General features: G+C 67.4%; 9 protein-coding genes. 5 read left to right on the plus strand and 4 right to left on the minus strand.

Annotation, left to right across the window (positions count from 1 at the left end):
- Nucleotides 1-200 precede the first annotated feature (200 nt).
- The 5 genes from J2X37_RS04615 (at nt 201) to J2X37_RS04635 (ending at nt 5,098) form a co-directional block, all read left to right on the plus strand.
- A complete protein-coding gene (locus tag J2X37_RS04615) occupies nt 201-539 on the plus strand; it encodes a P-II family nitrogen regulator (RefSeq protein WP_310018324.1) in 339 nt (112 codons plus the stop codon).
- Between the two features lie 83 nt (nt 540-622).
- Nucleotides 623-2,032, plus strand: coding sequence for a type I glutamate--ammonia ligase (gene glnA / locus J2X37_RS04620; protein ID WP_310018326.1), 1,410 nt, complete (start codon nt 623-625; stop codon nt 2,030-2,032).
- Between the two features lie 133 nt (nt 2,033-2,165).
- Nucleotides 2,166-3,302, plus strand: coding sequence for a patatin-like phospholipase family protein (locus J2X37_RS04625; protein WP_310018327.1), 1,137 nt, complete (start codon nt 2,166-2,168; stop codon nt 3,300-3,302).
- Nucleotides 3,303-3,464: 162 nt separating this feature from the next.
- Nucleotides 3,465-4,532, plus strand: a complete 1,068-nt coding sequence (locus J2X37_RS04630; protein WP_310018329.1) for a hypothetical protein — start codon at nt 3,465-3,467, stop codon at nt 4,530-4,532.
- Nucleotides 4,533-4,543: 11 nt separating this feature from the next.
- The gene (locus J2X37_RS04635; protein WP_310018332.1) at nt 4,544-5,098 is read left to right on the plus strand and encodes a fasciclin domain-containing protein; all 555 of its coding nucleotides are present in this window, start codon (nt 4,544-4,546) and stop codon (nt 5,096-5,098) included.
- 60 nt (nt 5,099-5,158) lie between these two features.
- Here the strand turns inward: J2X37_RS04635 and J2X37_RS04640 are convergent, their stop codons facing one another.
- From J2X37_RS04640 to J2X37_RS04655, 4 genes are all read right to left on the minus strand, one after another.
- Entirely contained in the window at nt 5,159-9,346 is a 4,188-nt protein-coding gene (locus J2X37_RS04640) for a translocation/assembly module TamB domain-containing protein (protein ID WP_310018334.1), read from the minus strand.
- Nucleotides 9,346-11,595, minus strand: coding sequence for a BamA/TamA family outer membrane protein (locus tag J2X37_RS04645; protein WP_310018336.1), 2,250 nt, complete (start codon nt 11,593-11,595; stop codon nt 9,346-9,348). The genes J2X37_RS04640 and J2X37_RS04645 overlap by 1 nt, the downstream gene beginning before the upstream one ends.
- Nucleotides 11,543-12,448: an arginyltransferase gene (locus tag J2X37_RS04650; protein ID WP_310018338.1), complete on the minus strand. Its 906-nt coding sequence runs from the start codon at nt 12,446-12,448 to the stop codon at nt 11,543-11,545. The genes J2X37_RS04645 and J2X37_RS04650 overlap by 53 nt, the downstream gene beginning before the upstream one ends.
- Before the next feature lie 236 nt (nt 12,449-12,684).
- The gene (locus J2X37_RS04655; protein ID WP_310019503.1) at nt 12,685-13,917 is read right to left on the minus strand and encodes a threonine ammonia-lyase; all 1,233 of its coding nucleotides are present in this window, start codon (nt 13,915-13,917) and stop codon (nt 12,685-12,687) included.
- Nucleotides 13,918-13,950 lie beyond the last annotated feature (33 nt).

Consider the following 13,950-nt stretch of genomic DNA (forward strand, 5'->3'; position numbering starts at 1 on the left):
AATGCGCTTTTCCGGGCCGCTTTCCCCTTTCGCCGGGTACATCCATCGCCTAAGTTGCGCCGCACGCAAGAGTGGCACGATTCTTGTAAAACATTGGTGATACCGCTGCATCGGCGCACGGGGTTCGAGGGGCGGGAAACCCACCGAACGGCGCCCGGCAACGGGATCGTACAGGACGCGGGGGCGCAAGAAGTACCGACGTGAAGAAGATCGAAGCGATCATCAAGCCGTTCAAGCTCGACGAGGTGAAGGAGGCGCTGCACGAAGTCGGCGTCACCGGGATAACCGTGCTCGAGGCAAAGGGCTTCGGCCGCCAGAAGGGGCACACCGAACTCTATCGCGGCGCCGAATACGTCGTCGACTTCCTGCCGAAGGTTAAGCTCGAGGTGGTCGTGGCCGAGGAATTGGCCGACCGCGTGATCGAGGCGATCGCCGGAGCGGCGCAGACCGGGCGTATTGGCGACGGCAAGATCTTCGTCTCCACGATCGAGACCGCCATCCGCATCCGCACCGGCGAGCGTGACGCCGACGCCGTCTGATTTTCACCGCGGGGCAGACCGGCCCCATCCGTGATGCCATCCCCCGGCATGGGCCGGGCACTTCCAAGTCGAAAGGTATGAACATGGCCTCTGCAAAGGACATCCTCAAAAGGATCAAGGACGAAGAGATCGAGTGGGTCGATCTCCGTTTCACCGACCCCAAGGGCAAGTGGCAGCACCTCCAGATGCTCGCCGGCCCGCTGGACGAGGATCAGCTTGAGCAGGGCCTGATGTTCGACGGTTCGTCGATCGAGGGCTGGAAGGCGATTAACGAGTCGGACATGATCCTCAAGCCCGACCTTGACGCCGCCTACATCGATCCGTTCTCGGCCACCCCGATGATGGTCCTCTTCTGCGACATCGTCGAACCCTCGACCGGCGAACTCTACTCGCGCGACCCGCGTTCGACCGCCAAGCGCGCCGAGGAGTTCCTGAAGTCGACCGGCCTCGGCGACACCGTCTACGTCGGCCCCGAACCCGAATTCTTCATGTTCGACGACGTGAAGTTCTACTCGGGCTACGACGGCTACGGCTACAAGATCGACGACATCGAACTGCCGACCAACACCAACAAGTCCTACGAAGGCGGCAACCTCGGCCACCGTCCGCGCGCCAAGGGCGGCTACTTCCCCGTTCCGCCGGTGGACAGCTGCATGGACATCCGCGGCGAGATGGTCTCGACCCTCGTCGAAATGGGCCTGCCGATGGACAAGCACCACCACGAGGTTGCCTCCGCGCAGCACGAGCTCGGCATCACGTTCGGCACGCTGACCGAAACCGCCGACCGCGTGCAGATCTACAAGTACGTCGTGCAGATGGTGGCGCAGGCCTACGGCAAGACCGCGACCTTCATGCCCAAGCCTATCAAGGAAGACAACGGATCGGGCATGCACACCCACATGTCGATCTGGAGCAAGGGCAAGCCGACCTTCGCCGGCAACGGCTATGCCGGCCTGTCGGACAACTGCCTCTACTACATCGGCGGCGTCATCAAGCACGCCAAGGCGCTCAATGCCTTCACCAACCCGACCACGAACAGCTACAAGCGCCTCGTCCCGGGCTTCGAGGCCCCCGTGCTGCTGGCCTATTCGGCCCGCAACCGCTCGGCTTCGTGCCGCATCCCCTACGGTGCGGGTGAAAAGGCCAAGCGCGTCGAGTTCCGCTTCCCGGATCCGCTGGCGAACCCCTACCTGTCGTTCGCGGCGCTGCTGATGGCGGGCATCGACGGCATCAAGAACAAGATCCACCCCGGCGACGCGATGGACAAGAACCTGTACGATCTGCCGCCCGCGGAACTCGCCCAGGTCCCGACCGTGTGCGGTTCGCTGCGCGAGGCGCTGGATTCGCTGGCCGCGGACCACGACTTCCTGCTCGAAGGCGGCGTGTTCACCAAGGACCAGATCGAAGCCTACATCGAGCTGAAGTGGGAAGACGTCTACAAGTTCGAAATGACGCCGAGCCCGGTCGAATTCGACATGTATTACTCGTCGTAAGCCGTTCGGCCCAAGACAAGACGAAGGGGCGTCCGGGCAACCGGGCGCCCTTTTCGCATCCGCTCGGCGCGCCGAGTTCGCACACGGGCGCGCCGCATGTTGCAATGCACCATCGACAGGCCATATTCCGCTCATGACATCAGACCCCGCGCGCGAGCCTGCCGACGAAAGTACCGTCCTCGTCCTGCAGGGCGGCGGAGCGCTCGGGTCGTATCAGGCCGGGGTGTTCGAGGCGCTTTGTGCCGATGGCACCGAACCCGGCTGGGTCGCCGGCATTTCGATCGGCGCGATCAATGCCGCCATCGTCGCCGGAAACCCGCCCGAACGGCGGCTGGAACGGCTGCGCGCGTTCTGGAATCTCGCCTCCAGCCGCGTGACTTGGCCCGCTCCTGCCCGGGACGGCGAGGCGCGGCGCTGGTTCAACGAGATGAGCGCCGCGACCGTGGCGATGATCGGCATACCCGGCTTCTTCGAGCCGCGCTGGATTCCGCCCGCCATGTTCTGGCCCGACAGCAACGTGGCGAAGGACGGCGCGATCAGCTTCTACGATACCGCGCCGCTGCGCCGCACCCTGCTCGACCTCATCGATTTCGACTATCTCAACGCACCGGGCGGCGTCCGCCTTAGCGTCGGCGCGGTCCACGTGCTGACCGGCAACTTCATCTATTTCGACAATCGCTCCTGCTGCATCGGCCCGGCACACATCATGGCGAGCGGCGCGCTGCCGCCGGGCTTCCCGCCGGTGTTCATCGACGGCGAACCCTACTGGGACGGAGGCCTCGTCTCGAACACCCCGCTGCAGTACGTCCTCGACAGCAGTCCTGATGGCGGGCTCACCATCTTCCAGGTCGACCTGTTCAGCGCGCGCGGGGCCATGCCGCAGACCCTGCCCGATGCGTTGCAGCGCGAAAAGGACATCCGCTATTCCAGCCGCACCCGTCTCAACACCGATCTCAACAAGCAGATGGAAAAGCTGCGCCAGGCCGCGCGCAGGCTGGTGAGGAAACTGCCGCCCGAGCTGCAGGACGATCCCGATGCGCAGTTTCTGGCCAACCTGCCCAGCCACGGCGGCATCTCGATCATGCACCTGATCAATCGCACCGAGATGACCGGCAGCCATTCCAAGGACTACGAGTTTTCCCGATACACCATCGACGAGCACTGGACCGCGGGGCGAAAGGATGCCGAACGCTCGCTGCGCCACGAACGCTGGACCGGGCGGCAGGCCCGGCCACGCGGGATCGTGACTTACGACCTGACCGCCGATTGAAAGTCTCCGTCACAGTCGGCTGAACCCGCGCTAAACGGCGCGTTCAGCGGGTTCTGCCCGTCCCGTCGCGCCCTCGACTCGTCCTGCCGCGGTCAACCGGTCCGTCGCATTTGCGGAACGGTGCGGCATGCCCGCCGTTAAGCGGGCAAAAGGAGACATTCGATGCGTAACTTCCTGATGGGCGTTGCCGCGGTCGCTTTGGCCGCCGGCAGCGCAGCGGCCCAGCCGGGCAACGGCAACGGGCCGGACAAACAAGGTGGCGGCAAGCCCCAGGCCAGCATGGACCGGGGCGGCGGCGACAAGGGCAATGGCAAGCCCCGCAACGAAGGCCCCGTCCGCGTGGCCCAGGCTGGCGGCAACGAGAAGGCCAATGGCAACGCCAAGTCCAATGGCAATGGCAACGCCAAGGCGGATCGCGGCGGGGATGCGATGCGCGGCAACGGCAATGCCGGCAACGACCGCATCAAGCCCGAACGTGGCAACGACGCCAGGGTCGTGCGCGCGAACGGCAACGGTAATGGAAATGGCAACGACAAGGTCAAGGGCGCAGCCGCAAAGGACATGCGCGGCGACGGGCAAGTCGTCCGCTACAATGGCCGCGAATACGTTCGTGAAGACCGTTTCCGCTATTCGGACCGGGACGGCATGGCCCGCAGCTACGGCCTGATCGACGGGTGCCCTCCGGGTCTTGCCAAGAAGGACAACGGCTGCAACCCGCCCGGTCTCGTGAAGCGGGGCGATTACGATTACGACCAGGCGAACTGGTGGCGCCTGCCCGGCCTTATCGGCGGTCGCTATCGCTATTACGACAACAACCTCGTCCGCATTTCGGACGCGGGCCGGATCCTGGGATACTACCCGCTGCTGGGCGGCGCGCTGGCCACCGGTAACGTCTGGCCGACTTGGTTCGACTACCAGCCCGTGCCTGACTACTACGAGAGCTATTACGGGCTCGGCCCTGTCGGCAGCTATCGCTATGCCGACAACGTGCTCTATCGCGTCGATCCGGAAACGGCCGCGATCACCTCGATCGCGGCGCTGCTGACCGGAGACACCTTCAACATCGGGCAGCCGATGCCGTCGGGCTACAGCGTCTATAACGTGCCTTACGGCTACCGTGACCGTTACTACGACACGCCCGACATGATGTATCGCTACAGCGATGGTTATGTCTACGGCATCGACCCGACCACGATGCTCGTCGCCTCGGCGATCGAGATGGTCCTTTGAGGAGAACGAAGATGATTGCGACCCGTCTTCGCGGCGGCCTGTTCACCGCAGCCGCCCTCGCCCTCGCCATGCCGCTCGCCGCCTGCAATTCGGGCACGGAGGAGGCCGCCACCGGGGAAACGGTGAGCACCGACACCCTTGCCGCCGAACTGGGCGATGCCGATGGCCTGTCGACGATCAGCACGGCCATGAAGGACACGGGCCTGGCCCAGGTGTTCGACGGTTCGGCCAGCTACACCCTGCTGGCGCCGACCGACACCGCGTTCGAGGCGGTGGCGGGTGCCGGGCTCGACAAGCCGGAGAACCGCGCGCTTCTCGCCGAAGTCCTGCGCGACCATGTCCTGCCGGGCGCGATGAGCGGCGAGGACATCGCCAAGGCGATCGAGACCAGCGGCGGCCCGGTCGAGATGAAGACGATGGGCGAGACCGCCGTCACCTTCAGCAAGGACGGAGACGCGCTCGTCGTCAAGAGCGCCGACGGTGCGACCGCAAAGATCACGGGCAAGGAAATGCTCGCCGCCAACGGATCTGCGCTCCCCATCGACACGGTGCTGCGCAAGTTCTGACGCACTCGGCACCGCCTGCCAACGCGAACGCCGGCCCCGCAACGGGCCGGCGTTTTCGCATCAGTAATCCTTGCTGACCTTGGCCGACACGGAATTGTTGCCCATCGACGACACCGTCGCCAGCAGCGAAAGCCAGCCGGTCACCCGGTATTCCAGCTCGGTCGCGCTGTAGCCTTGGCCGTCGGTGACCAGCTCGACGTAGAAGTCGCGGCCCAGGTATTCGCCCACCGCGACGCTCGTCCCCCGGCCCAGCGCCTCGTCCGCGCCGATCACGCGCAGCCGATCGAGGCCGAGCGCGCCGCGCAGCTTGTTGATAGGGTCGAGCCCGCCGCCCCCGCCGCCGCGCATCGACGCCAGCGCCGCACCCAGTTGCAACGCTTCGGGCGCGGAGATGTTGGCGATGGAATCGCCGAACAGCAGCCGCGACAGCACCTCCTCCTCCGGCAGCGCTGGAATCGAGCTGAAGGTGATGACCGGGGCGAGCGCGGTGCCGGTAATCGCGATCTTGGCGTTGATGCTGTTGATGTCCGCCTCTGCCACGATGTCGAGCCGCGGCGCGGGCGGGCTTTCTCCGGAAAAGCGGATGCGTCCGCGCGTGAGCTCGAAGCGCTTGCCGGCGAACTGGTAGCCGCCCCGCACGAGGTTCGCCTCGCCATTGAGGCGCGGCGCATCGGTCGTGCCGCGTAGCTGGATGTCGGCCCCCCACTCGCTGTCGAGGCCCATGCCGGTGACGGCGAACCGGTTGTTGGCGCGCACGTCGATCAGGTAGCGCCACGGTGCCATCGCCCTGGCACGAGGCTGACGGTCTGGCGGCGCGTTGACTTCGCGACGGGGAATGTTGGGCAGCGTGGCCGCCGCCTCCGCATTGCCCAGGCGCCAGCGCCCGCTGACAACGTCGAGGCGGCCCGCGATGGTGCCGGTGTTGTCCTTCGCCACGATGCGCAGGGGGCCGGTCACAACCGCAGCCATGTCGTCGCGGTTCAGCAGGCGGGCATCGCGCGCGGCGATCCGGATGTCCATGCCGACGCTGGTGGTGGCGATGTCGGAAAGGTCGACCGAGCCACTGCCGGAGACCGATCCGCCGTTCGCCGCCTTGCCCGCAAACCGCGAGATGCGCAGCACCGAACCGTCGAAGCTGCCGCGCGCGGCCAGTCCGGTGATGTCGGTGCCGGTCAGGGTCGATTGCAGGCGCAGGTTGTCGGCCTTCAGCGTACCGCGCACGACCGGTTGGTCGATCGTGCCCCGCACGTCGCCCGCCAGCGCGACCGGGCCGGTCAGGTCGAACACCTCGATCGCGGCCAGCCGCCACAGCGCATCCGCCGCGCCCGAATAGCGCATCTGGCCATAGAGCGAGCCGGCGCGCAGCCGGTCGAACAGCGCGCCGCGGGCGGGCAGGTTCGAAACGCGCACCTGGATCCGCCCGCTCTGCGCCCCGTCGTCATCGAGCACGGCGCGGGCCTGCAGCGTGTCGGGGCCCAGTTCGGCTACCAGAGACACGTCGACCGGGCGCGAGGTCAGGACGAGGCCCGAGCGGGTGAGATTGTCGAACTTCAGCCGCGCCTTGCCGGTGCCGGGTGCGCCGGGCGTGTCGAGATAGTCGACCACGCCCGACACGGTGCCGCCCAGCCCGAGATCGGGCATGACCAGATCGGCGATGTCCAGCGGCATCCTGGCGAAGCGCGCGGTAAGGCTGGTCGTCTCGCCCAGCCGGCCCGAGACCTGCACCGTGCCGCGGGCGAAATCGACTTGCGTCGTCTGCAGCAGCCAGTCGCCGTCTTCCTTGATCAGCACCGCGCGGCGGGGCATCCGGATCGGCTCTCCGGCATAGCGACCGCGCACGCCGAAGCTGATCCGTTCGGGCGCGACGTCGCCGATCATGCGCAAATTGAAACGGGCGTTGCGCTGCCCTGCGACGTCGGCGCGGAACGATCCGACGCCGTCCTTCATCTGCCCTTCTGCCGCCAACCGGCCGATGAACAGCGAACCGCGCTGCACGCCTTGCGCCATGACCTTGGCGGTGATGGTTCCGCCCTTGCCCAGCGTTCCGTCGGCGACGATACGGGCGATGCGGACGGTGATTGGGGTCGGCCCGTCGAAGCGGGCGTTGCGCAGGATCACGTCCGCCGCCACGCCCTGACCGGCCGGGGTCGGGGTCAGCACGACATCGCCCTCGACCCCGCCGCCCGACAGCGCCAGCGCGCCCGCCGCGCCGCCGTCGCGCAGCTCCAGCCGGCCTGCGACGCTGGTGCCCGACACGGTCAGGCGCGCGATGTCGACGGTGGTCGCGCCGCCCCTCGGCATCGTCACGAACAGTTCGCCGTCGAAAGGCCCGAGCGTGCTCATGCCCGAAGTGACGATGGCGAACCCGTCGTCCTTCGGATCGATGGCGACGCGCACGTCCTTCAGTCCCGCCGCGGGATAGGGATCGGCAAAGACCAGCACCGCGTGCGGTCCCTTGCCGTCGATCGTGCCGTCGACGGTAAAGGCGCCGTATGCGACCTGCTCGCCCCGACCGGTCAGCTTTACCGTGCCGTCGACGGCGCGGCTGCCCGCCAGCGTCATGCGCAGGTTGCGCGAAGTGATCCTCGCGTCGCGCACCAGCAGCGGCGCATTGCCCGCGGTCGAGACATCGGCGGTGATCGCGATCGCGGGACCGGCGATGTTCGCCAGCGTGGCGTTGGTCACCTTCACCAGCTTGCCGTCGATGCGCGCGTCGACGCTCCACCCCTGCGGCCCGCCGATCAGGGCGGAAACATCGGCGCGGGCATTGGCATTGCCCAGCCCTTCGAGCGGCAGGTTCACCACCTCGACCGGACCGTTGAGCGCATAGCGTCCGGTCGTGACGTTCCCGTCGAGCGAAAGGCGGGCGGTCAGGCCCTGCGCGGCCAGCGCCAGCGCTTCGGAGCGCAGCCGACCGGCGCCATAGACCAGGGTGCCGTCGAGGCGCACGTCGCGCAGCCGCGGGTCGAGCAGTTCGACGCCGGTTTCGACCCGGCCCGCCGTTCCGCGCACCGGCAGCACCAGCCTCGCGCCGTTCCACCGCGCGTCGCCAGCGGCCTTCAGCGCCGCGATCTGCGTCGTGCCGATGCCGATCCGGTTGGCGGACAGGTCGTAGGCGATGGCGAGATCACGGAATGGGCCGTCGACGGTCATGTCTGCGACCAGCCCCTCGGTCCGCGCGCCGAGCAGGTCGGGATCGGTGACGCGGGTCCGCATCCACATGTCCCGCACTTCGTTGTCGGCAAGATCGAGCACGCCGTCCGCGCCGACCCAGCCGCCGCGGCCGACCATGATGGCGCGGCCATCGAAGACGCTGCCGGCGAACTTGGTCGTCACCTTGACGTTGAGCTTCTCGCCGACCGCGCGGGCCGGCAGGCCGGTCAGCAGGTTGCCGGGCATCACCTGCCCAAGCGCGCCGTAGACGTCGTTGCGCTTGGTCAGTTGCAGCAGGGCAAAGGGCTCGCCGCCCTTGACCACTGCGAACCGGCCCTTCCAGTCGGTCCACTTGCCGTCGCCGTCGATGGTCGCGGCCACGTCCTCCTCGGCGCCGACGAGGCCGGCCAGCAGCCCGCCCGCCGGCGCGTTGTAGCGCGCCGTGAGGTCGAGCAGGTTCTTCGCCTCCGAAGCGTCGAGCCGGACGAAAAGCTGATCCTTGCCGCCCAGCTCGCTCATCAGGTTGATGCGCGCGCGTCCGTCGGCAATGTTCGCCTGCGCCTTGAGGTTCACGTAGCGGCCCACGCCCGCCACCGCCTCGTCGACATAGAGCCGCTGGATCTCGAACCGGTCGATGCGGATCGGGAAGTTCGGCAGGATCGGCGCATCGGGATCGCCCGGCTTCAGCGCGGGCAGGCGGCTGAGCGTGCCGCGCCGGGCGATGAGAGTCCGCACGTCGAGCCCGGTCGAAAACCACTTGAGCGGTCGCCAGTCGAGCTCGACCTCCGGCACTTCGAGGAAGCGGCCCTTGCTGTCGTAGAACTCGACATCGTGCAGCGTCGCCTTCGACAGCACCGACCCTTCGATCCGCCCGACCTTGACCCGGAGGCCCGATGCCGGAGCGTAGGAAGCGAGGCTGTCGACGAGGAAGCGATGGCCGATCGGGCTGTCGATCAGCAGCGCGGCCCCGCCGATCAGCATCAGCAGGCCGACGAAACCGGCGATGATCCGGTTGCGCCAATACTTGCCCCAATCGCGCCCCGGCCGTTCCTGCGGCGCCTCGACCTCGGGCTGGATGACGGAATCTTCGGCCATCAGAACGCCTGGCCCAGCGCGACGTAGACCGCGATGCGGCCGTCGCCGGGCCGCCGGTTGAGCGGGGTCGCGACATCGACGCGCAACGGCCCGAAGCTGGTGTGATAGCGCACGCCGATGCCGGCGCCGAACTGCAGGTCGCGCAGGCGCGGCGTCGTCGTCGTGTCAACCGCGCCGGCGTCGACGAAAGGCACCACCGACAGCGCGCCGTCGAACAGGCCGGTGCGCACGCGCGTTTCCAGCGAGAACTCGGTCAGAGAGCGGCCACCGGTGGGATCGCCCAGCGTGTCCTGCGGGCCGATCTGCTGATAACCGTAGCCGCGCACCGAACCGCCGCCGCCGGCATAGAGCCGGCGCGAAGGCGCGATATGGTCGAGCGAAGTGCCCTGGATCGTGCCCAGCCTGGCGCGCGCGGCGACGACGATGCCCTTGCCGACCGGCTGATAGTAGCGCCCTTCGATGGAGGCGCGGGCATACGTCGCCTCGGTTCCGTTGCTGGTCGATATCTCCGGCGAGAGCCAGCCTTCCAGCCGCCAGCCGCGCGTCGGGTCGAGCAGGCTGTCGCTTTGGTCCAGCAGCACCGAACCGGGCAGCGCGGCGACGAAATAGGTTTCGCGCGGCCCAGTCTGTCCGTCGAGCGTGCCTTCGCGTTCCTGGGTCGCGACCAGTTCGAGACCGACCGAGTAGGACAGTTCCTTCTGGAAGATCAGAGTCGACAGCTTCTCGAACCTGGCGATGGCCGACACGGTGCGCGCTTCATAGGCGTCGCGGTCGATGGTGTTGGCAAAGACGTCGAGCGAGATGACCTTGTCGCGCCCGTGCCAGTTGTTGCGCCGCAAGGTCGCGCCGATCAGCTGCTCCTGCGTGCCCGCGATGCCGCGCAGGCGCAGCGAGCCTTCGGGCGGGAACAGGTTGCGATGCTCCCAGCTCGCCTCCACCCGGATGCCGTCGGTGGTGGCATAGCCGATACCGCCAGCGATCGTGCGCAGCGGCCCCTCCGTCAGGTCGACGTCGAGATCGACCACGCCCGGCTCGCCGTTTGCCGGCGCTTCGACCTCGCGCGGCTTGACCGAGAGCGTGGACACGAGGCCCGTGGCGAGGATCGCGCGGCGCAGATCCTCGACATCGCTGGCGCGGTAGATTTCCCCCGGATCGAAGCGCGCGATTTCCGCGAGGTGCTTGCCCGACAGGAACCTGGGCATCGAACTGACGACGGTGCCGAAAACGTACTTGCCGCCGGGATCGACGGGGATGGTCAGGTCCGCCTCGTCGCGGGCGTGGTCGATCAGCAGGTCGGGCGGGCCGACTTCGGCAAAGGCATAGCCGTTTTCGCCCAGCGCCACGTCGAGGTCGACGCGTTCGTAGACGATCGCGTCCTCGTAGACCGGATCGCCTTCGGAGATCTGGAACGCGCCGCGCAGCAGGCCGTAGTCGTCGCCGGTGCTGTCCAGCCCGCCGAGGTCGATCGCGCCGAAGCGATAGCGGGTGCCCGGATCGATGGTGAAGGTGAAGCGCGCGTCGCTGGCGACGATGGCGCCGTCGGGTCCCGACCCTTTGCCCTCGGCGGGCGTGTCGACGCGCTGGGTGACGTCGGCGTCGTAGAAGCCGTAGACCGAAAGCAGGGTCTGCAGCAGCTCCTGGTCTGCCTTGGCCCGGTTGGCGAGCTGGGCGAGATTGTCGTCCCCGTCGGCGAGCTGGACGATGTCCGACAGGTCGCGGAACCGGTCGCGGAATTCGTCGATCCGCTCGAACTCGGCGAACGAGGGGGGATAGCGCAGCGTTATGCGCTTGCCGATCGTCGTCTCGACCGTGTCGGTCTCGGGCGGACGGTCGCGCGTCATTTCGGGCAGCGCGATGTCCTGCGCCGGGCGTGCCGCCTCTCGCGACAGCGATTCGGCGAGCGCGGGGTCTTCCTCCAGCGGTTCGATCGCCACGTCGACGTCGCCGTCGGGCCAGTCGAGCGTGAAGGCGGTGTCGCCGTTCATCGGCGTGTCGGGATCGGGCCCGTCCTGTTCCGGCGTCTGCGCCGCGACGGTGTCGACCGCCCAGCCTTCCGGATCGGCAATGGCCGAATCGGGGATCAGTGCTTCGAGTTCGGGATCGGCGTCGAGCGACTGGGCGCGGGCCGCGTGCGGCGCCAGCGTCGTCATGACCAGCGCCATGACCCCGGCCAGCAGCGCGGCGCGGCGTGGTGCGTCAGTCCTGCGCGACGTGGAGCCCGCTGCCGCCAGCGCTTCGCACGAGGCCATCGCCCATGGCGCCATCGCGGACGAGACCATCGCGGCCCATCCCGTCCTTGCGCAACCCGCCACCGTCGCTGCTGCGTCCGGGCGCGGCGACGACGTCGGCGATAAGCGCTTCCTGACGCTCGGGATCGAAGCGTTCCCACCCGTCGGCGCCGAGTTTTTCAAGCGGACGATAGCGCACCTTGTATTGCATCCGCGACGATCCCTCGATCCAGTAACCGAGATAGACGTAGGCCAGACCCGATGCCGCCGCGCGCTGGATATGATCGAGAATGATGTAATTGCCCAGCCCCGACCGCGTTGCATGGTTCGGATCGTAAAACGAATAGATCATTGAAAGACCATCGTTCTGCCGGTCCGTCAAGCATGCGCCGACCAGCCGGCCGGGCGCATCGCCTTCGCCGGGTTCGCGATATTCGATGACGTAGCTGGTGACGGGCGTCTGCTCGATCATGTCGGCATAGTCCATCTCGTCCATCGCGGACATGCCGCCGCCGGGGTGGCGCGAGGCGAGATAGGCCTGCAGCAATTCGAACTGCTCGACGGTGGACCAGGGGCGGCAGGCGGTGGCGATCAGGTCGCCGTTGCGCGCCAGCGTGCGGCCCTGGGTCTTCGACGGGCGGAATTCGGAGGCCACGACCCTGACCGAAACGCAGGCATTGCACCCCGCGCAGGACGGGCGATAGGCGACGGTCTGGCTGCGGCGGAAACCGATGCGGCCCAGCGCATCGTTGAGAGCGTCGGCATCGGGGCCGGACAGTTCGGTGAAGACCTTGCGCTCCTGTCGGCCCGGCAGGTACGGACACGGCGCCGGGGCAGTCACGTAGAAGCGGGGGAAGCGAACCGGGGCAGTCACGAAGCTGTCAGAGCCCTCTCGTCAGGATTGTCCGGGCAGGCAGGGTCGGCCCGGGCATTGGGCCGACCTGCCAACCGGCGCACACGCGACAACCAGGACAGTCGCGATGCAGCGCGTATCCCTCTTATGCCCGACAAGGCCCAAGTGTTAAAGCCCATTAACCACGAAAGCGGAGGGCGGCTAACGGCTTGCTTGCGCGCCCATCCCGAAACGGGACAGGGCGCCGGCAAGACGGTTCAGGCCAGTTCCGCCTCGGTCACCGCATAGCCCTGTGAGATGAGGGTCGCGATCAGCGCCTCGATCTGCCCGCGGTCGCGCGCCTCGCACTCGATGTCGGTAATAAGCCCCTTGGCCGGCAGCGTCGTGAAGATCCGCTGGTGATAGATCTCGATGATGTTAACGTGGTGCGCGTTGAAGGCGTGCATCACCTTGAACAGGGCGCCGGGCCGGTCCTGCAACGTGATCCGCAACCGCGCGAGACGGCCCGAACGGGCCAGATCGCGCAGCAGCACATTGGCCAGCAGGCGGGTGTCGATGTTGCCGCCGCACAGCACGAGGCCGATCTTCTTGCCGGCAAACCGCCCTCGGTGGCTCATGACCGCGGCGAGCCCCGCCGCGCCGGCGCCCTCCACCACGGTCTTCTCGATCTGCAGCAGCATGGCGACCGCGCTTTCCAGCGCGCTTTCGTCGACCAGCACGATGTCGTCGACCAGCGCGGCGATGACCTGGCTGGTGATCTCGCCCGGTTCCTTGACCGCGATGCCCTCTGCCAGGGTGTCGCCGCCGCATTCGTGGCTCTCGCCCTTGATCCGCGCGAACATCGAGGGATAGAGCGCCGCCTGCACGCCGACGACCTCGATGCCCGGCTTCATGTCCTTGGCGATGGTGGCGATGCCCGAGATGAGCCCGCCGCCGCCGATCGGCACGACAAGCGTGTCAAGTTCGGGCACATCCTCCAGCATCTCGACACCCACGGTTCCCTGCCCCGCGGCGACGACCGGGTCGTCGAAGGGGTGGATGAAGGTCAGGCCCAGTTCGACCTCCAGCTTGCGCGCGTGGGCGCTCGCCTCGTCGAAGGTTTCCCCTTCGAGCACGACCTGCCCGCCGACCGATTCGGTCTGCATGACCTTCACCGTCGGGGTCGTTCGCGGCATGACGATGGTGACCGGAACGCCCAGCCGGGTCCCGTGATAGCTCAGCCCCTGCGAGTGGTTGCCCGCCGATGCGGCGATGACGCCGCGCGCCTTCTGCTCGTCGGTCAGCTTCAGCAGGGCGTTCAGCGCACCGCGCTCCTTGTAGGCCGCGGTGAACTGCTGATTTTCGAACTTCAGCCATATCTCGGCGCCGGTAATCGCCGACAGCGTCTTGGAATGCATGATCGGGGTGCGCACGACCTGGCCGGCAATCGCCCTTGCCGCGGCCCGAACGTCGTCTGCTTCGAACGGCAGGGTCGCACCCTTTGCCGCCATTTCCGTCGCTGTGCTGCTGTTTGCCATAGGCTG

This window comes from Croceicoccus sp. BE223 (assembly GCF_031457155.1).
Lineage (GTDB): Bacteria > Pseudomonadota > Alphaproteobacteria > Sphingomonadales > Sphingomonadaceae > Croceicoccus.

Coding starts and splice junctions, on each gene's coding strand:
- glnA (WP_310018326.1), top strand. CDS start 623: ATGGCCTCTGCAAAGGACATCCTCAAAAGGATCAAGGACGAAGAGATC.
- J2X37_RS04625 (WP_310018327.1), top strand. CDS start 2,166: ATGACATCAGACCCCGCGCGCGAGCCTGCCGACGAAAGTACCGTCCTC.
- J2X37_RS04630 (WP_310018329.1), top strand. CDS start 3,465: ATGCGTAACTTCCTGATGGGCGTTGCCGCGGTCGCTTTGGCCGCCGGC.
- J2X37_RS04635 (WP_310018332.1), top strand. CDS start 4,544: ATGATTGCGACCCGTCTTCGCGGCGGCCTGTTCACCGCAGCCGCCCTC.
- J2X37_RS04640 (WP_310018334.1), bottom strand. CDS start 9,346: ATGGCCGAAGATTCCGTCATCCAGCCCGAGGTCGAGGCGCCGCAGGAA.
- J2X37_RS04645 (WP_310018336.1), bottom strand. CDS start 11,595: ATGGCCTCGTGCGAAGCGCTGGCGGCAGCGGGCTCCACGTCGCGCAGG.
- J2X37_RS04655 (WP_310019503.1), bottom strand. CDS start 13,917: ATGGCGGCAAAGGGTGCGACCCTGCCGTTCGAAGCAGACGACGTTCGG.